This is a genomic window from Caballeronia sp. Sq4a (assembly GCF_023170545.1).
GTDB lineage: Bacteria > Pseudomonadota > Gammaproteobacteria > Burkholderiales > Burkholderiaceae > Caballeronia.
The window spans coordinates 378,045-395,339 of the sequence record NZ_CP084253.1 but is presented as its reverse complement, the minus strand read 5'-3'; the positions used below and the strand labels follow the sequence as shown (position 1 = coordinate 395,339).

At 63.6% G+C, this 17,295-nt stretch carries 16 protein-coding genes; 14 read left to right on the top strand and 2 right to left on the bottom strand.

Annotation, left to right across the window (positions count from 1 at the left end; all coding sequences use genetic code 11):
• Positions 1 to 50 precede the first annotated feature (50 nt).
• Both LDZ24_RS26235 and LDZ24_RS28225 read left to right on the top strand, forming a co-directional pair.
• Entirely contained in the window at positions 51 to 989 is a 939-nt protein-coding gene (locus tag LDZ24_RS26235) for a phosphate acetyltransferase (protein ID WP_248324287.1), read from the top strand.
• A gap of 4 nt (positions 990 to 993) precedes the next feature.
• Entirely contained in the window at positions 994 to 1,260 is a 267-nt protein-coding gene (locus LDZ24_RS28225) for a hypothetical protein (RefSeq protein ID WP_350029445.1), read from the top strand.
• A gap of 44 nt (positions 1,261 to 1,304) precedes the next feature.
• On the opposite strand, the gene LDZ24_RS26225 is transcribed toward LDZ24_RS28225, so the two are convergent.
• Complete coding sequence (locus tag LDZ24_RS26225; protein ID WP_248324788.1) at positions 1,305 to 1,895, bottom strand: YSC84-related protein; 591 nt, start codon at positions 1,893 to 1,895, stop codon at positions 1,305 to 1,307.
• Positions 1,896 to 2,325: 430 nt separating this feature from the next.
• Here LDZ24_RS26225 and LDZ24_RS26220 point away from each other — a divergent pair, with 430 nt between their 5' ends.
• Both LDZ24_RS26220 and LDZ24_RS26215 read left to right on the top strand, forming a co-directional pair.
• Positions 2,326 to 3,426, top strand: a complete 1,101-nt coding sequence (locus tag LDZ24_RS26220; RefSeq protein ID WP_248324286.1) for an AI-2E family transporter — start codon at positions 2,326 to 2,328, stop codon at positions 3,424 to 3,426.
• Positions 3,427 to 3,627: 201 nt separating this feature from the next.
• A complete protein-coding gene (locus LDZ24_RS26215; protein WP_248324285.1) occupies positions 3,628 to 4,686 on the top strand; it encodes a 3-keto-5-aminohexanoate cleavage protein in 1,059 nt (352 codons plus the stop codon).
• A gap of 57 nt (positions 4,687 to 4,743) precedes the next feature.
• On the opposite strand, the gene LDZ24_RS26210 is transcribed toward LDZ24_RS26215, so the two are convergent.
• Positions 4,744 to 5,745, bottom strand: coding sequence for an AraC family transcriptional regulator (locus tag LDZ24_RS26210; protein ID WP_248324284.1), 1,002 nt, complete (start codon positions 5,743 to 5,745; stop codon positions 4,744 to 4,746).
• Between the two features lie 266 nt (positions 5,746 to 6,011).
• Here LDZ24_RS26210 and LDZ24_RS26205 point away from each other — a divergent pair, with 266 nt between their 5' ends.
• The 10 genes from LDZ24_RS26205 (at position 6,012) to LDZ24_RS26160 (ending at position 17,244) form a co-directional block, all read left to right on the top strand.
• Complete coding sequence (locus tag LDZ24_RS26205; protein WP_248324283.1) at positions 6,012 to 7,340, top strand: MFS transporter; 1,329 nt, start codon at positions 6,012 to 6,014, stop codon at positions 7,338 to 7,340.
• 60 nt (positions 7,341 to 7,400) lie between these two features.
• On the top strand, positions 7,401 to 8,381 hold the full coding sequence (locus LDZ24_RS26200) for a quinone oxidoreductase (protein WP_248324282.1): 981 nt from the start codon (positions 7,401 to 7,403) through the stop codon (positions 8,379 to 8,381).
• Positions 8,382 to 8,391: 10 nt separating this feature from the next.
• Positions 8,392 to 9,240: a TauD/TfdA family dioxygenase gene (locus LDZ24_RS26195; protein ID WP_248324281.1), complete on the top strand. Its 849-nt coding sequence runs from the start codon at positions 8,392 to 8,394 to the stop codon at positions 9,238 to 9,240.
• An 18-nt stretch (positions 9,241 to 9,258) separates the two neighbouring features.
• Positions 9,259 to 9,819 (top strand): alpha/beta hydrolase, encoded by a 561-nt coding sequence (locus LDZ24_RS26190; protein ID WP_248324280.1) that lies wholly within the window; start codon positions 9,259 to 9,261, stop codon positions 9,817 to 9,819.
• Positions 9,820 to 9,919: 100 nt separating this feature from the next.
• Complete coding sequence (locus LDZ24_RS26185) at positions 9,920 to 11,548, top strand: 3-(methylthio)propionyl-CoA ligase (RefSeq protein ID WP_248324279.1); 1,629 nt, start codon at positions 9,920 to 9,922, stop codon at positions 11,546 to 11,548.
• 82 nt (positions 11,549 to 11,630) lie between these two features.
• Positions 11,631 to 12,776, top strand: coding sequence for a porin (locus LDZ24_RS26180; RefSeq protein WP_248324278.1), 1,146 nt, complete (start codon positions 11,631 to 11,633; stop codon positions 12,774 to 12,776).
• A 30-nt stretch (positions 12,777 to 12,806) separates the two neighbouring features.
• Positions 12,807 to 13,184 (top strand): BON domain-containing protein, encoded by a 378-nt coding sequence (locus tag LDZ24_RS26175; RefSeq protein ID WP_248324277.1) that lies wholly within the window; start codon positions 12,807 to 12,809, stop codon positions 13,182 to 13,184.
• A 44-nt stretch (positions 13,185 to 13,228) separates the two neighbouring features.
• Positions 13,229 to 15,031: an acyl-CoA dehydrogenase gene (locus LDZ24_RS26170; RefSeq protein ID WP_248324276.1), complete on the top strand. Its 1,803-nt coding sequence runs from the start codon at positions 13,229 to 13,231 to the stop codon at positions 15,029 to 15,031.
• A 16-nt stretch (positions 15,032 to 15,047) separates the two neighbouring features.
• On the top strand, positions 15,048 to 16,241 hold the full coding sequence (locus LDZ24_RS26165; RefSeq protein ID WP_248324275.1) for an acetyl-CoA C-acyltransferase family protein: 1,194 nt from the start codon (positions 15,048 to 15,050) through the stop codon (positions 16,239 to 16,241).
• Between the two features lie 169 nt (positions 16,242 to 16,410).
• Positions 16,411 to 17,244 (top strand): class II glutamine amidotransferase, encoded by an 834-nt coding sequence (locus LDZ24_RS26160; RefSeq protein WP_248324274.1) that lies wholly within the window; start codon positions 16,411 to 16,413, stop codon positions 17,242 to 17,244.
• The last annotated feature ends 51 nt before the right edge of the window (positions 17,245 to 17,295 follow it).

The following is a 17,295-nucleotide window of genomic DNA, read 5'->3' as shown; positions in this document are numbered from 1 at the left end:
CACGTCATGAGCGCGCCTGCGCTCCCTTGAAATTCCTGCTGGAGGCATTCATGGAGCATACGCATGAGAAGTATCAACGGCTGATCGAGATTTGCACGACGCTGCCGCCGCTTGCCACTGCGGTCGTGCATCCGTGCGACCGGACGTCGCTCGAAGGCGCGGTGAAGGCGGCCGAAATGGGGCTGATCGCGCCGCAACTGTTCGGGCCGAGCGACCGTATCCACGAGATAGCCTGCGAGTGCGGGCTCGACATCTCGCGCTATCCGCTAGTCGACGCGCCGCACAGCCACGCGGCCGCGCAGCTGGCGGTGGACAGCGTGCGCGAAGCGCGCGTCGAAGCGCTCATGAAAGGCAGCCTGCACACCGACGAAGTCATGGCGGCGGTCGTAAAGCGCGAAGGCGGCCTGCGCACCGCGCGGCGCGTGAGCCACTGCTTCATCATGGACGTCCCGGGGCATCAGAACGCGCTCATCATCAGCGATGCGGCGATCAACATCGCGCCGACGCTCGCGGATAAAGTCGACATCGTGCAGAACGCAATCGATCTGGGCCATGCATTGCGCCTCGAGGAAGTGCGCGTGGCGATTCTCTCGGCGATGGAAACGGTGAACCCGAAAGTGCCGTCCACCATCGAAGCGGCGGCGCTCTGCAAGATGGTGGACCGGCATCAGATCACGGGTGCGCTCGTCGACGGGCCGCTCGCGCTCGATAATGCCATTGATCTCGAAGCCGCGCACACGAAGAAGATCGACTCGCCGGTCGCGGGGCGCGCGAACGTGCTTATCGTGCCGGATCTCGAAGCGGGCAACATGCTCGCGAAAAGCCTGTCGTTTCTCGCGGGCGCGGATGCGGCGGGCATCGTGCTCGGGGCGCGCGTGCCGATCATCCTGACGAGTCGCGCCGATTCGCTGCAATCGCGGCTGGCTTCGTGCGCGATCGCCTCGCTGGTCGCGGCCAAGCGCCGCGAAGAACTGCACGTGACGGGGTGAAAAGATGGCCGACGTCATTCTGGTTCTGAACGCGGGTTCATCGAGCATCAAGTTCAGCGCATTCGACGCGCAAAGCCCCGATCTCGCGCTCGTTTCGCGCGGGCAAGCGGAAGGGCTCTTCGGCTCGCCGCGCTTCGCCGCGTTCGACGCGCGCGGAGAAACACGCATCAGCACGGCGACGAGCAAAGTCGGCGCGTGGGTGATCCCCACGAACGAAGAACTGATGATCGCGCGTCACGCGCGCAGCGTGATGGATCGCGCATCCCGTTGATGCGGGCGCTGCGCGATCTCATGCTCGTAGGAAGCGACGCGGACTTATTCGTCCAGTCGGCTTATTTTCGTGCCCTGAAGCGAGGCATCCGCCATCAGGCCGGCGTTCGTCAATACGATCGCGTTCACCGGTTTGGTGGCGGTGGTGGTATCGATCGTGCCGTTCGCGCCCATCTTGAGAAGCGCCACCGATGCATCCGCTCCCGCCGACCAGCCCTTGGAGTTGCGGAAGTTGTCGAGCGCCTCCTGCGTCATGAAGAGGAAGATGAGCGCCTTCGATTGCGCGCCGGCCTGCAGGCCGAACGAGCCCGAAGTCGTGCTGTAGTAGCCGACTGTGTGGCCGCCTACGCGAAGCGCGCCCTTGCCGTATTGCGCGCCGACCACGAGGCCGGCCTGAAGTACCGACGGAAACACGAGTACGCCGCGGGCCTTGCCGACGAGTTCCCGCGACCCGGGTACGCTGGCATAGAGCCGCTGGATGGTGCTGTCCACATCGGCGTCGATGGAGCGCCGCTGGTCGGCGGCACCCGCCGCTTGCTCGGTGCCCGCGTTTCTGTTCGTGGTGCAGCCAGTCAGTGCGAGGCAACTCAGCGCCAGGACGGCGGAAGATGCCGTCACGAGAATTCGTCTTTGCATCATGGTTTCCACCGTTTGGCTAACGAAGCGTTGAATTGAGACACGGGGTGCAAGGAAAGTTATAGCACATGGACCCGGAAGCGCGACCCTCGCTTGTCCCTACGGCGCGTTGAGTTGTGCTGCGGATGCCATGCGCGTGTCATAAGCCGTTTTCTCCGCGCCAAACGATTCCCGATTACAACGTGGCACGTCCCGTCGCTGCATTGCACTGGATTTGTTTGAGAAGTCGGATTGTCCGTCCTAGACTTGGACGGGGAACGCTTTTCTCAGCGCCTCTGCGGGTGCACGTCGTATCCGCGTCGTGCGATCAGTGGTCGCATCTTGTCGGACCGGCGCTGTGTTCGCGAGCCGGCGCGCTCATAGTCGATGGTCCCGGCAACCGTGGTCAGCCGTGCGTCACGCTCCGCGGCAAGCCGCGAGGAGGCACGAAATGCTCACTCCCGTTACCGAACGCACGCTCTCGCGCGAGTTACTCGATGTCCTGATTCGCGCAGGTCTCGTCGCCGTTCTCGCCGTCTTCTGCTTTCGCGTCTTCGTGCCATTTCTAAATCTCATGGTCTGGGCGCTCATCCTGGCTGTCACGCTGTATCCGCTACAGGTCAAGCTTCGCGGTCCGCTCGGGGGCAGGAACGGGCTCATCGCGTCGCTCATCATCCTCGTCGCGTTCGCTGTGATTCTGGTGCCGACGTACCTGCTCGGCGTGGCAATAGCGAATTCGATGGACCACGCGATGTCCATCATCCGGAGCGGCACGCTGCATATTCCGCCGCCGGCCGAATCGGTGGCCGCATGGCCGTTCGTGGGCCGACACGTCTATGACTTCTGGGCGCAAGCATCGACCGATATCACCGTTCTCGCACAGAAGTTCACGCCTCAGTTGAAGCAAGCGGGGCTCGCGGTGCTCGGCACGATTACCGGTCTCGGTGCGGGACTCGTCGTGTTCTTCCTGGCCTTGATCGTCGCTGGCATATTCATGGCGCACGGCGAGAAAGGCTATCAGAGCGCAGTGTTGATCGCATCGCGGATCTCAGGACCGGAGAACGGACGACAGATCGCCGATCTGTCCACGGCCACGATCCGCGCCGTCGCGCAGGGCGTGGTCGGCATCGCGTTCATTCAGATGTTGTTGATCGGCATCGCGTTCATCGTGATGGACATTCCCGGTGCCGGTCTGCTCGCGCTGGCCGTGCTGCTCATCGGAATCATGCAGCTTCCCGCGACCTTCATCACGCTGCCGGTCATCGTCTATGTCGTGCTGACCGAGGGCTTCAGCGCGGCGACGATTGCTTTCGCGATCTACGTCTTCATAGCGGGGCTCGCCGATAACGTGCTCAAGCCTCTGCTGCTGGGCCGTGGCGTGGCAGTGCCCATGCCCGTGGTTCTGATCGGCGCGCTGGGCGGCATGGTGACGGGCGGGGTGATCGGACTCTTTATCGGCCCGGTCATGCTCGCGGTGGCGTACAAGCTTTTCTGGCGGTGGGTGAAGGACCAGCCGGAACGCGAGTCGATCGTGCAGAAGGAAAAGGTTTGACCGGGGCGAAGTCTTTGCGAAGAATGCGTGAACGTCGGTGTAAACGCTGACTGGCACCGAAGCCTAAATTCTTGGCGCGCCGGCCTAAATCCCATTCTCGGGCAGCCTGTAACTTAGTCGCGCGGGTTCGTTCGCCGCGTGCGACACCGGCGAACGCTCCAATCCTTTCCCGGCTTGCAGCCTGTCCTTTGAGACCACGCCATGAACTTCCTCGACGGTTCCCTCTACACTGAAAATCAGCCGCCCCTCGTCATCACAGCCGCGCCGTATGCGCCGGCATGGGTGCCTTCCGACTTCCCGGAAGACATTCCCGTCACGATGGACGAGCAGATTCAAAAAGCGGTGGATTGCTATAACGCCGGCGCCACCGTGCTTCATCTGCACGTGCGCGAACTCGACGGCAAGGGCAGCAAGCGGCTGTCCAAGTTCAACGAACTCATCGCCGGCGTGCGCAACGCAGTGCCCGACATGATCATCCAGGTCGGCGGGTCGATCAGCTTCGCGCCGGAATCCGAAGGCGCCGCAGCGAAATGGCTGAGCGACGACACGCGCCATATGCTGGCCGAACTCGATCCCAAGCCCGATCAGGTCACGGTCACCATCAACACCTCGCAAATGAACGTGGTCGAGCATTGGGAAGACGACGACGTCAAGGGAACCTCGATGGAGGACCCCGAAGTGTATAACGCATATAAAGAAATGACCGTGCCGGCGCAGCCGGGATGGGCCGAGGAGCACATTCGCCGCCTCAACGCGGCGGGCATTCAGAGCGCGTTTCAGTGCTACAACATCAACAGCTTCGAGTCCGTCGAGCGATTGATCCGGCGCGGCGTGTACAAAGGCCCGCTCGTCATGAACTGGGTGGCCATCGGTGGCGGCATGGACGCGCCGAACATCTATAACCTCGCGAACTTCCTGCGCGCGACGCCCGATGGCGCGGTGCTGACCGTGGAAAGCTCGATGCGCAACGTGCTGCCGATCAACATGATGGGCATTGCCATGGGCCTGCACGTTCGCTGTGGCACCGAAGACAACCTGTGGAATCAGTCGCGCACGCGAAAGATGAGTTCCGTCGAACAGATCGAGCAACTGGTGCGCATCTCGCGCGAATTCGGCCGCGATATCGCCACCGCCGATGAAGCGCGAGCCATCAACAAGATCGGCGTGTTCTATGACACGGTCGAGGAAACCTTGGTCGCGAACGGTTTCGCGCCCAACCGCAACGGCGGCACGCAGGGCTTCTTGCGCAAGGCCGTCTGACGGCGCGGTATCGCGAAGTACCGATATCGACTCCGCGCATAGAGCAGCCGGCGCCGATCAACGCCGCCGGCTGCTCCGCCAGTCGCGCGGCGTCATGCCGAAGCGCGAGGTGAACCAGTTCGTGAACGATCCTTGCTGGTTATAGCCCAGTAGCGCGGCGACGCGTCCTATCGGATAGCGCGGGTTGCTCATGTAGCGCACCGCGAGTTCGCGGCGCACTTCATCGACGAGTTCGGAGAAGCTGGTGCTCGCCATCTCGAGCTGGCGCTGCATCGTGCGCACGCTCAGTCCCAGTTGCCGCGCAACGGGTTCGACCGTGCCTTGTTCGAGCGGCAAGAGCAGGTATATCGCCTTGCGCACTTCCAGCGTGATGGAATCGCCCTGCGCTTGCTTGAGCGGCGCGGCGAGACTCTCGGCGTAGCGGACGAGCTCCGGGTCGGCGGCAGGATTCGGGTAGTCGAGATCCGTTGCGGCGCATACAAAGCCGTTGAAGTCGCTTCCAAATTCCATAGGACAACCAAAGAACCGTCGGTGGTACGTGAGGTCGGCGGGGCCGGCGTGCGTGAAATGGACGGTGCGCGGTTTCCAGTGCGCGCCTAAGAGAGCGCTCGAATGGCGCGCGAGCACGCCGAGTGCGAGTTCGATTGCCTGGTTGGTCGGCGTGCCCGGCGCAACGACGAGTTCCTCGCGGATCGTGACCGTCGCGCCGGCGTCCTCCACGTAGATCGCGAGCGCTTCGTTGAGCAGGTGCCGATATTCGGCCGCGGCAAGCAACACCTCGCGCAGCGTGCGCTTATGGGCGAGCAGCAGGTTGACCACGCCTGTGCCGAACTTGTGCCGCGTTTCGGCCATTTGCAATGCAAACGTGGGACACGACGCGGCGTCTGCCGTCAGTTCGAGTAGCCGGCAGCAGGCGGCAGCTGAAACGCGACTGTCCGGATTCGCGAGCGCGGAAGGATCGATGCCGACGCGCTGCGCCATATCGACCGCGCTGATGCCGAGCCGCCGCGTGACTTCGAAATAACCGCTCATCGCGATCGACCGGAGCATCGTCTCCATGGCTTTCCTTCGGTGCGTGTATGCGTTGCCGCTTGCCGCCCGCGCCGCTCATCGGTGTTTTCACGGAGTGGCACGGAAACACAAAAACATGGCGCTCAGCACGAAATTGTAGTTTGCCGTTCCCGTATCGTGCAATGACGGCGCGGTTGTAATCAGATAGCTTCGTAAGCGGCTGTGCATGCGCGAGGCGGTGAACGACTTCACCGACGAACCCTTGCCGCTAGTGAAGACGACCGGTAACCAGCCAGACGTGAAGGAGACAAACAATGCTTGTTCAGCATGCGCAGCCCGCGACGGGCGATGTTGCGGTATCGGAAGCGGACGTGCCCGGCTATGCCTGGGTCGTGTTCGCATTGACGGTCGGATTGCTGCTGTCCGATTACATGTCGAGGCAGGTCCTGAACGCGGTATTCCCGCTACTCAAGGCGAACTGGGCGTTGACCGACACGCGCCTCGGGTCGCTCAGCAGCGTGGTCGCGTTGATGGTCGGCGTGCTGACCTTTCCGCTATCGGTGCTCGCGGATCGTTGGGGGCGTGTGAAAAGCATTCTTCTGATGGCGGCGATCTGGAGCTTCGCGACGCTCGGCTGCGCGCTCGCCACCAACTATGGCGAGATGCTGGTCGCGCGTGCATTCGTCGGTATCGGCGAGGCGGCCTACGGCAGCGTCGGCATCGCGGTCGTGCTGAGCATCTTCCCGGCACGGCTACGCGCGACGCTGACCGGCGCGTTCATGGCAGGGGGCGCGTTCGGCTCGGTGCTGGGCATGGCGCTCGGTGGCGCGGTGGCGGCTCATCTCGGCTGGCGCCCGGCGTTCGGCGTCATGGCCGCGCTGGGTCTCGTGCTCGTCGTCGTGTACCGGTTCGTCGTGACCGAAAAACGGCTGGCACCGCTTCAGCCCGCGAGCGTGAGCGTGAACCGCGGCCCGCGCGAAGTCGGCATGCGCCTCAGTCTGCGCGCTTTGTTGAAGGGACTGTTCTCCACGAAGTCGGTGGTGTGTGCCTATATCGGCAGCGGCATTCATCTGCTCGTTCCCGCCGCGATGTGGGCATGGATGCCGAGCTTCCTCAACCGCTATTACGGCATGCCGGTCGGCAAGGCCGCGATGAGCGCAGCCGCATTCGTTCTGGTGACCGGCCTCGGCATGGTGGTGTGCGGGAATCTGGCCGACCGCTTGAGCAAGCATTCGCGAGAAACCAAGTGGGCCGCCGCAATCGCCTTTTGCGTGACATGTGCCGCGTTGCTCGCTATCGGTTTGCGCATGCCGGCCGGGCCCATGCAACTCATCGTGATCGGCGCTGGCATGTTCCTGAGCGCAGGCGCAAGCGGTCCGGCCGGCGCGATGGTCGCCAATCTCACGCCGCCGTCGATCCACGCATCGGCATTCGCGACGCTCACGCTGGCGAACAACCTGTTGGGCCTCGCGCCCGCCGCGATTCTCACCGGCGTCATCGCCGACCGGATCGGCTTGCTGGGCGCGTTGCAACTCGTGCCGTTCGCGCCGCTCGTCGCCGGAATTGCGTTCTACATCGGCAAGCGCAACTACGCCGGTGATCTGGATCGCCTGAACACGCTGCGCGAGCAGGCCGTGCGTTGAACGCGCCTGCATCGACGGCCAAATTGATTGAGCAGTTACGTAATCGAGAGGAGATTGAACATGGCTAAAGCGATTCGCTTCCATGAAACCGGCGGTCCCGAAGTCTTGCGCTACGAAACGGTCGCAGTAGGCGATCCGGGTCCGGGACAGGTCCGTTTGCGTCATGAGGCCGTGGGGCTGAACTTCGCCGACACCTATTTTCGCAGTGGTCTTTATCCGGTGCCGCTGCCTTCGGGTATGGGCGTCGAAGCCGCGGGCGTGGTCGAAGCTGTCGGCGCGGGCGTGGAGAACGTCGCGCCCGGCGACCGCGTGACCTACACAGGCTTCATCAATACGCTCGGCGCCTATAGCACGGAGCGTTTGATCGCCGCTGCGCCGCTCATCAAACTGCCCGCTGCGATCTCGTTCGAAACCGCTGCCGGCATGACCATGCGCGGTCTGACGAGCGCGTACCTGATGCGCCGTATCTACGACTTCAAGGCCGGCGACACGATTCTGCTGCATGCGGCGGCGGGCGGTGTCGGCCTGATCGTGTCGCAATGGGCGAAGCTGCTCGGACTCACCGTGATCGGCACCGTATCGACGGAAGCGAAGGGCGAAGTGGCGCGCGCGCATGGCTGCGATCACGTGATCGACTACAGCCGGGAAGACGTCGCGGCGCGAGTGCGCGAACTGACTGACGGAGTCGGCGTGAACGTGGTGTTCGATAGCGTCGGCAAGGACACATTCGACGCGTCGCTCAATTCGTTGAAGCGCCGCGGCCTCATGGTCTGTGTCGGCACGGCATCCGGTCCGGTCCCGCCCTTCAATCCGCAGATACTCGCGATGAAGGGCTCGCTCTATCTGACCCGCCCCGCGCTCGCCGATTACATCGCCGATGAAGCAGAGAAAAACGAACTCGCCGCCGAACTCTTCGCGCATGTGGCCGCGGGGCGTATCGATATCCAGGTGAATCAGCGCTATGCGCTCGAAGACGCGGTGCAAGCTCACCGCGATCTCGAATCGCGCAAGACGACCGGTTCATCGGTGTTCATCATCTAAGGAGGCCATGATGCGAATCGAACCTCTCACATGTGCAATCGGTGCGGAACTGTTCGGCGTCGATCTGGCCGACGGCATTCACGACGACGGACTCTTCAGCGAGATCAGAGCGGCGCTGTTGAAGCATCGCGTGCTGTTTCTGCGCGAACAGGACATCACGCGCGCCGAGCATGTTGCGTTTGCGCGCCGCTTCGGTGAACTGGAAGATCATCCGGTGGCAGGCAGCGACCCCGAGTATCCCGGGCTCGTGCGCATCTACAAGACACCCGATCAGCCGAACGACCGGTATGAGAACGCATGGCACGCGGACGCAACGTGGCGCGAGGCGCCGCAATTCGGCGCGGTGCTTCGTTGCGTGGAATGTCCGCCCGTCGGAGGCGACACGATGTGGGCGAACATGGCGCTCGCGTACGAGAACCTGCCCGCGCACATCAAGACGCAGATTGCCGACCTGCGCGCGCGTCATAGCATCGAGGCGAGCTTCGGCGCTGCAATGCCGACGGAAAAGCGCCATGCACTCAAGGCGCAGTTCCCGGATGCCGAACATCCCGTTGTGCGCACGCACCCCGAGACCGGAGAGAAGATTCTGTTCGTGAATGCCTTCACGACGCATTTCACCAACTATCACACGCCCGATCGCGTGCGCTTCGGCCAGGACGCCAATCCGGGCGCAGGCGACCTGCTGCGCTATCTGATCAGTCAGGCATACATCCCCGAGTATCAGGTGCGCTGGCGCTGGCAGAAGAACAGCGTGGCCATCTGGGACAACCGGAGCACGCAGCACTATGCGGTCATGGACTATCCGCCGTGTCATCGCAAGATGGAGCGCGCGGGAATCATCGGCGACAAGCCTTATTGATAACAAAAAGGCCGCTTCATGAATTCACCTACGATGCCGACCGTTGTCATGGTGCCGGGCTTGCGCGGTCATGTCGCCGAACACTGGCAAACGTTGCTGCAAAAAGAATTGCCCAAGTCCGCCTGCGTGCCGCCGCTCGAACACGACACGCTCAGTTGCGCGGCGCGCGTGGCGGCGCTCGATGCAACGCTCGCGAAGATAGACGGTCCCGTGATTCTCGTCGCGCATAGCGCGGGCGTGATGATCACCGTACATTGGGCGCAGCATCGCCGGCGCGAGATCCACGGTGCGGTGCTGGCCGCCCCGGCCGATCTCGAGACGCCGCTGCCCGCTGGCTATCCGACGCTCGAAGCGTTGGCGCAAAACGGCTGGCTTCCGATTCCGCGCGGGACGCTGCCGTTTCCGAGCATCGTCGCCGCGAGCCGCAATGACCCGCTTGCGCGCTTCGAGCGCGTGTCCGGGATGGCGAAGGACTGGGGCAGCCGACTCGTCGATCTCGGCGACGTGGGACACCTGAACCCCGCGTCGGGCTTCGGCGAATGGAAGATGGCGCACCGTCTCATTCAGGAACTCGTGTGAACGGATGCGGGCAGTCTGCACCGCATGCCGCGTAGTGTCATAACCCGTTGAAAGCGCGCGCCGGAACGTCAGCCGTGATGCGCCATCAGGAGAACGAATCATGCAAGGCTTGATGATGCAGCAACCGCTGCTGGTCGCTTCGCTGCTCACCCATGCCGAACGGCATCACGGTGCCCGGGAAATCGTGTCCCGGCGAGTGGAAGGGGACATTCACCGCTACACGTATCGGGATCTCGCGCAACGCGCGCGCCGCATGGCCAACGCGCTGGCCGCGCTCGGTATTCAGCCGGGTGATCGGGTGGCCACGCTGGCGTGGAACGGCTACCGGCACATGGAACTGTATTTCGCGGCCTCCGGCTCGGGTGCCGTGTTGCACACGCTGAACCCTCGGCTCCACATCGACCAGCTGGCCTACATCATCGATCATGCGCAAGACCGCGTCGTGTTCTTCGACATGACGTTCATGCCGCTCATCGAATCGGTCGCGTCGCGCGTCAAGAGTCCGAAGGTGTTCGTCGCGATGACGGACCGCGCGCACATGCCACAGACGCACGGTCTGTCCACCATGCTGATGTGCTACGAGGATCTGATCGACGCAAGCAGCGACGCATTCGACTGGCCGCTCCTCGATGAGAACAGCGCGTCGTCGCTCTGCTACACATCGGGGACCACGGGGCATCCGAAAGGCGTGCTGTACAGCCACCGCTCGACCCTGTTGCATACCTTCGCCGCCGCGCTGCCGGATTCGCTCAATTGCTCGGCGCGTGACTCGATACTGCCCGTGGTGCCAATGTTCCACGTCAACGCATGGGGCTTGCCGTATATCGCCTGCATGGTGGGCGCGAAGCTGGTATTCCCCGGGGCCGCCCTCGACGGCGCGTCGCTCTATGAACTGATCGAAAGCGAGCAGGTCACGCTGTCCGCTGGCGTGCCGACCGTGTGGCAGGGGCTGCTCGCGCATGTCGACGAAACGAAGGGCAGCTTCTCGTCGATGCGACGCACGGTGATCGGCGGAGCACCGTGTCCGACGGCGATGGCTACCGCCTTTCAAGAGCGTTATCAGGTGGACGTGCTGCATGCGTGGGGCATGACCGAACTGAGTCCGCTCGGCACCGTATGCAGCTTCAAGGCGCATCAAGTCGCGCTGCCAGACGCTGACCGCTACGCGCTTCAGGCGAAGCAGGGCCGCGCGGTGTTCGGCATCGACATGAAGATCGTCGGTCCACAAGGGTCGGAACTGCCGTGGGACGGCCGCAGCGCCGGCGATCTCATGGTGCGCGGCCCGTGGGTCACGCGCCAGTACTTCGGCAGCGACGATGCCTCGCCGCTATCCGACGGCTGGTTCCCGACCGGAGACATCGCGAAGATCGACCCCGACGGGTTCATGCAGATCACGGACCGCAGCAAGGACGTCATCAAATCGGGCGGCGAATGGATCAGCTCGGCCGAGATCGAAAACATCGCCTGTCTGCACCCGGACGTGACGACTGCGGTGTGCATCGGCGCGAGGCATCCGAAGTGGGACGAGCGGCCGTTGCTGCTCGTCGTGAAGAAGCCGGATAGCGCGGTGACCGAACACGAGCTGCTCCGTTTCTTCGACGGACGCTTGGCCAAGTGGTGCATGCCGGACGCGGTGGTCTTCATCGATTCGGTGCCGCACGGCGCTACCGGCAAGGTCCTTAAACATCGACTACGCGATCAATTCACGGACTACTTCGTGCCGGGCTGACACCGGCCCGCATCGACGCAGATTCGTTCCGGCACTACTCACACAAGACCGCTCGCATGCGGCACATCGTTGGAGACACGCAATGAAATTGAAGTTGAGCGGCGCCGCGGCGCTGCTGATGTTCGCGACTGCGGCGCACCCGCAATCGTCGGTCACGCTGTATGGCGTGCTCGACAGCGGGCTGCTTTATCAAAGCACGTCAGCGGCGACGTTCCTGCCGACCGCGCGCAACATGGGGCATGTGTATCAACTCAAGGACGGCGGCATCTACGCGAGCTTCTGGGGCCTGAAGGGCAGCGAAGACCTCGGCGGCGGCTACAAGATCAACTTCAAGCTGCAAGGCTCGTTCAACAGCGCGAACGGCCGCACGGGGCTGCCCGATACTCCCGGCACGACAGCGATCTTCAACCAGTACGCGACTATCGGCGCATCGGGGCCGTTCGGCACATTCGACGCCGGCCGGCAGATCATCCCGATGATCTACGCGATGGCGGAAACCGACGTGCGCGGCGCGCAGTACTTCGGCAGCATTCTGACCGCGTGGCTGGGCGTGAATCAGGCTGCGGGCTGGCCCGGCACGAGCACGAATGCGCCCATCGGCGCGCTGTATGACAGCAACGCGCTCGTCTACACGACGCCGAAATTCTACGGCGCATCGCTTGCGCTGGAATACGCGCCGGGCGGCGTCGCGGGCCAGTTTCAGGGCGGCACGCGCGAATCGGCCGTGCTCAAGTATTCGAATTACGGCCTCAACCTGTCCGCCGTCTACTACAACGGACACGACACCAATCCGTATCCCATCAACTATCCGGCTGCGCCCGCCATCACGCCGACCGGACAGGACAACAACCGCTTCTATTACTTCGGCGCGATGTACACCATCGACGGCGTGTCGATTTCCGCGTCTTACGGCATCGGCAAGAACCCGTCCAGAAGCAACACCGTGAACTTCGAGATGGCATCCGGTGGTCTCGGCTATCAGTTCCACTCGCGTTTCAAGGTGACATCCGGTTTCTACTACCTGAAGGACCGGAACAATTCGGCTAACCATTCCAGCGAATTCTCACTGGGAGCCGAATACAGCGTATCTCCCCGAACCCGGGCGTACGCGCAAGTCGGTTATGTCGACAACAAGGGCACCATGAACCAGACGATCATTTACGGCGCACCGGTGGCGCCGGGCGTCTCTACCACGGCCGCGATGGTCGGCATTCGCCATGTGTTCTGAACGCGCCACCCTAAACGACGGGAGAAACCCATGAAGCATGTCCGCGCCCTACAAGTCGCTGTGGCGTCATTGATCGCAATAACGTCCGCGAGCGTCTGGTCTCAGACTAACAATGCATCCGGCGCACAGGCCGCCTCAGCGACGGCGGCTTCCGCCAGCGCAGCGCCCGAAACCGGCAGAAAGGCGAATCGCGCGCTGCGCAGAAAGGTGTATGCGGCAATCGGCAAGCACAAGGAGATCAGTGCCGGTGATCTCAGCGTCATCGCGAAAGACGGCGCCGTGACGCTCGGCGGCACGGTCACGGACGCGCAGCAGATCAAAGAGGTCGAGGACATCGCGAAGGCGGTTCCCGGCGTGACGTCGGTGACCAACAAGCTGACCGTGAGAAAGCCGCTTGGCGGCATGTAGTCGTCCTAACGAACATCACTTTGCAACACCTGGACTAAACGAATATGACTTACGCCGCACCATTGAACGAGATGCTCTTTACGATGACCGAGCTTGCGGGCCTCGACGATATCGCCACCTTGCCCGGCTTCGAAGATGCAGATCACGATACGGCCCGAGGCGTGCTCGAAGAATGCGCGAGGCTGTGCAACGAGGTCTGGGCGCCGCTCAACGCAGAAGGCGACCGCAATCCGAGCACATGGAAGGACGGCGCGGTCGAATCGACTCGGGGCTTTCGGCAAGCCTTCGGCCACTTCGTCGAAGGCGGATGGCAAGGCGTGCATCATCCGCAAGAATATGGCGGACAGGGGCTGCCGAAGCTGATCGCAGCCGCGTGCACCGAGATGCTGAACGCGTCGAACCTGTCGCTCGCGCTGTGCCCGCTGCTGACCGATGGCGCGATCGAAGCGCTGCTTATCGCGGGCAGCGATGAACAGAAGTCGACCTACTTGCCCAAGCTCGTCTCGGGCCAGTGGACCGGCACCATGAATCTCACCGAACCGCAAGCGGGGTCCGACCTCGCGCTGTTGCGCACGCGGGCGCAGCGGCAGAGCGACGGCACGTACCGCATCTTCGGCACGAAGACCTTCATTACGTGGGGCGAGCACGACATGGCCGAGAACATCGTGCATCTCGTGCTTGCCCGCACGCCCGAGGCGCCGGCAGGCGTGAAGGGCATCTCGCTCTTCATCGTGCCCAAGCGGCTCGTCAACGCGGATGGTTCCTGCGGCGAGCGCAATGACGTGACGTGCGTCTCGATCGAACACAAGCTCGGCATCAAAGCGAGCCCGACCGCCGTGCTTCAGTTCGGCGATCACGGCGGCGCGACAGGCTTTCTGGTGGGCGAGGAAAACCGTGGCCTCGAATACATGTTCGTCATGATGAACGCGGCTCGCTTCGGCGTGGGCGTGCAGGGCATCGGCGTGTCGGAGCGCGCGTATCAGAAGGCCGTTGCCTACGCGAAAGAGCGCGTGCAGGGCCGCCCCGTCGACGGATCGTCGAGCGAGCCGGTGCAGATCATCGCGCATCCGGACGTGCGCCGGATGCTCTTGACGATGCGCGCGCTGACGGAAGGCGCCCGCTCGCTCGCCTACGTCGCGGCGGCGCATGCCGACCGGGCTCACGCACATGCGGACGCGAAGGTGCGTGAAGCGAACCAGGCGATCTATGAGTTTCTGGTGCCTATCGTGAAGGGGTGGAGCACGGAGATGGCGCTCGAAGTGACGAGCCTCGGCATTCAGGTTCATGGCGGCATGGGCTTCATCGAGGAGACTGGCGCTGCCCAGTACTACCGCGACGCGCGCATCCTCCCGATCTACGAAGGCACGACCGCCATTCAGGCGAACGACCTGATCGGTCGCAAGACGCTGCGCGACAAAGGCGCGGTGGCGATGCGTCTTCTCGCCCGCATCGAAGAAACCATCGTGACGTTACAGAGTCACGCGTCTTTCAACACGAGCGCGGCGTTCCAGTCGATGCACGCGCATCTTCTCGCGGGCCACGACGCGCTTGCGCGTTCGGTGTGCTTCGTCGTCGACAACGCGCGCCGCGAACCGAACGCCGTGTTCGCGGGAAGCGTGCCGTACTTGCAGCTGGCGGGCATCGTGCTCTGCGGCTGGCAACTTGCGCGCTCATTGATCGCCGCCACGGACAAACAAGAAAGCGACCCTGCTTTCCATGACACGAGAATCGCCACGGCGCATGCCTATGCGACACACGTGCTGCCGCGAGCGATCGCACTCGAAGCGGCCGTTGTCGCCGGGCTCGACGTCGAAGGCGTTCCCGCGTTGCAGGGTGAACAGTTCTAGTTCGAAGGAGTGAACAATGCGAAGGGATGTCGTCGTGGTCAGCGGTGCGCGCACCGCAATCGGAAAGTTTGGTGGCAGTCTCAAGGACCAGCCGCCCACGGCGCTAGGCGCGCACGTCGTGCGCAACGTGCTGGCCAAAACCGGCCTGCCCGCGCAGGACGTGGGTCGGGTCGTGTTCGGCAACGTCATCGCTACCGAGCCTAGAGACCTGTATCTGGCGCGTGTCGCCGCGCTGGACGCCGGCCTCGCCGAGCACACGCCCGCGATGACCGTCAACCGTCTATGCGGCTCCGGACTGGAAGCGATCATCTGCGCGGCGCAGGCCATTTCGCTGGGCGATACCGACGTCGCGATCGGCGGCGGCGCCGAGAACATGAGTCGCGCGCCCTACCTTGCGACGGACGCTCGCTTCGGCGCGCGCATGGGAGACAGCCGGCTCATCGACATGATGCTCGGCGCGTTGCACGACCCGTTCCACTCGATCCACATGGGCATGACCGCGGAGAACGTCGCGCGCAAGTACGGCATCACGCGCGAGCAGCAGGATGCGCTCGCGCTGGAGTCGCATCGGCGGGCGGCGCGCGCGATAACCGAGGGCCGCTTCGCAGGCCAGATCGCTGCAATCGCCACGCACGTCAAGGGCAAAAGCACCGTCTTCGATACCGACGAACACGTGCGCCACGACCTCCGGCAAGGCGAGCTTGCCGGCTTGCGTCCCGCGTTCCTGAAAGATGGCGGAACGGTGACGGCGGGCAACGCCTCCGGAATCAACGACGCGGCCGCTGCGATTCTGATGATGGACGCGCAGACGGCGAAAGCGCGCGAGATTCGGCCGCTGGCACGTCTCGTTTCGTATGCGCACGCGGGTGTCGATCCGCAGTACATGGGCATCGGTCCGGTGCCCGCGACACGCGCGGCGCTCAAGCGCGCCGGTCTGCACGCGACCGATCTCGACGTGATCGAATCGAACGAGGCATTTGCGGCTCAGGCGTGCGCGGTGACGAAGCTGCTGGAACTCGACGCGCGAAAGGTCAACCCGAACGGATCGGGCATATCGCTCGGGCACCCGATCGGCGCGACGGGCGCGGTCATCACCGTCAAGGCGCTTCACGAACTGGAGCGCATCAACGGACGCTACGCGCTCGTGACGATGTGCATCGGAGGCGGGCAGGGCATCGCGGCGATCTTCGAGAATCTTCGGAGGGCTTAAGCCGTCGCGAGTGTCTGGCTGAGTGCCAGGCACGGCACCTATCCTCAGGCGAAGGCAGCGCGCGAACAATCGGTGTATCGTCGATTCTGCCGGCGCGGCTCGAACTGATCGTCCGGCCCGCTGCGGCAGACTTCGGCCGCCGACTCACGCCCCTTCCACAGGAAAGATCATGTGCCGCTGGCTCGCCTATTCGGGCAATCCGCTTCAGCTCGAAACCGTGCTCTTCAACGCGAAACATTCGCTCATCGACCAGAGCCTGCATGCGCGGCTCGGCCAGACCACCACCAACGGCGACGGCTTCGGGATCGGATGGTACGGACATCCGACCGACATTCCCTTTCGCTATCGTTGCATTCAGCCGGCGTGGAGCGATCGCAACCTGCGCGAAGCCGCGCGCGCCATCCACGCACCGCTGTTCGTCGCGCACGTGCGCGCGGCGACCGGCACGCCGTCGCAGGAAACCAACTGTCATCCGTTCCGTTACGGCCGGTGGCTCTTCGTGCACAACGGCCTCGTGCGCAACTACCCGGTGTTGCGCCGCGATCTGATGGTGGCGGTCGCGCCCGAGCTGTTTCCGTCGATCGAAGGATCGACCGATTCGGAAGTGCTGTTCTTTCTCGCGCTCACGTTCGGCCTGGCGCATGCGCCTGTCACCGCGCTCAAGCGGATGGTGGCATTCGTCGAGGACACCGCCCGCCGCCACGGCGTAGCCGACCCGCTGAACATGACCGTCTGCGCGACCGACGGCGAGCAAATCGTGGCCGTCCGCTATTCGAGCGAGCGGCAGTCGCGCTCGCTCTTTCACAACACGTCGTTCCGTCACTTGCACGCGTTGTATCCCGACGATCCGCGCATCGCGATGGCCGGAGAGGATGCTTTCCTCGTCGTGTCCGAGCCGCTCGCCGATTTGCCCGGATGGTGGCAGGAGATTCCGGAGAGCACCGTGGTCGTCGCGCAGGGCGGCGAAGTCGAGCAGTTTCCGTTCGAGCCGCAAGCGGCCTGAGTCGTGCGTCCGGACGCGCGGTTCAACGGCTGATCACTTTGCGACTTCGCG

Bases quoted from the DNA above. Each gene is read 5' to 3' on its own strand.
- LDZ24_RS26200 (WP_248324282.1), top strand. From the start codon at position 7,401: ATGGCTAAAGCGATTCGCTTCCATGAAACCGGCGGTCCCGAAGTCTTG.
- LDZ24_RS26180 (WP_248324278.1), top strand. From the start codon at position 11,631: ATGAAATTGAAGTTGAGCGGCGCCGCGGCGCTGCTGATGTTCGCGACT.
- LDZ24_RS26205 (WP_248324283.1), top strand. From the start codon at position 6,012: ATGCTTGTTCAGCATGCGCAGCCCGCGACGGGCGATGTTGCGGTATCG.
- LDZ24_RS26195 (WP_248324281.1), top strand. From the start codon at position 8,392: ATGCGAATCGAACCTCTCACATGTGCAATCGGTGCGGAACTGTTCGGC.
- LDZ24_RS26160 (WP_248324274.1), top strand. From the start codon at position 16,411: ATGTGCCGCTGGCTCGCCTATTCGGGCAATCCGCTTCAGCTCGAAACC.
- LDZ24_RS26165 (WP_248324275.1), top strand. From the start codon at position 15,048: ATGCGAAGGGATGTCGTCGTGGTCAGCGGTGCGCGCACCGCAATCGGA.
- LDZ24_RS26210 (WP_248324284.1), bottom strand. From the start codon at position 5,745: ATGGAGACGATGCTCCGGTCGATCGCGATGAGCGGTTATTTCGAAGTC.
- LDZ24_RS26190 (WP_248324280.1), top strand. From the start codon at position 9,259: ATGAATTCACCTACGATGCCGACCGTTGTCATGGTGCCGGGCTTGCGC.
- LDZ24_RS26220 (WP_248324286.1), top strand. From the start codon at position 2,326: ATGCTCACTCCCGTTACCGAACGCACGCTCTCGCGCGAGTTACTCGAT.
- LDZ24_RS26235 (WP_248324287.1), top strand. From the start codon at position 51: ATGGAGCATACGCATGAGAAGTATCAACGGCTGATCGAGATTTGCACG.
- LDZ24_RS26185 (WP_248324279.1), top strand. From the start codon at position 9,920: ATGCAAGGCTTGATGATGCAGCAACCGCTGCTGGTCGCTTCGCTGCTC.
- LDZ24_RS26225 (WP_248324788.1), bottom strand. From the start codon at position 1,895: ATGCAAAGACGAATTCTCGTGACGGCATCTTCCGCCGTCCTGGCGCTG.
- LDZ24_RS26175 (WP_248324277.1), top strand. From the start codon at position 12,807: ATGAAGCATGTCCGCGCCCTACAAGTCGCTGTGGCGTCATTGATCGCA.
- LDZ24_RS28225 (WP_350029445.1), top strand. From the start codon at position 994: ATGGCCGACGTCATTCTGGTTCTGAACGCGGGTTCATCGAGCATCAAG.
- LDZ24_RS26170 (WP_248324276.1), top strand. From the start codon at position 13,229: ATGACTTACGCCGCACCATTGAACGAGATGCTCTTTACGATGACCGAG.
- LDZ24_RS26215 (WP_248324285.1), top strand. From the start codon at position 3,628: ATGAACTTCCTCGACGGTTCCCTCTACACTGAAAATCAGCCGCCCCTC.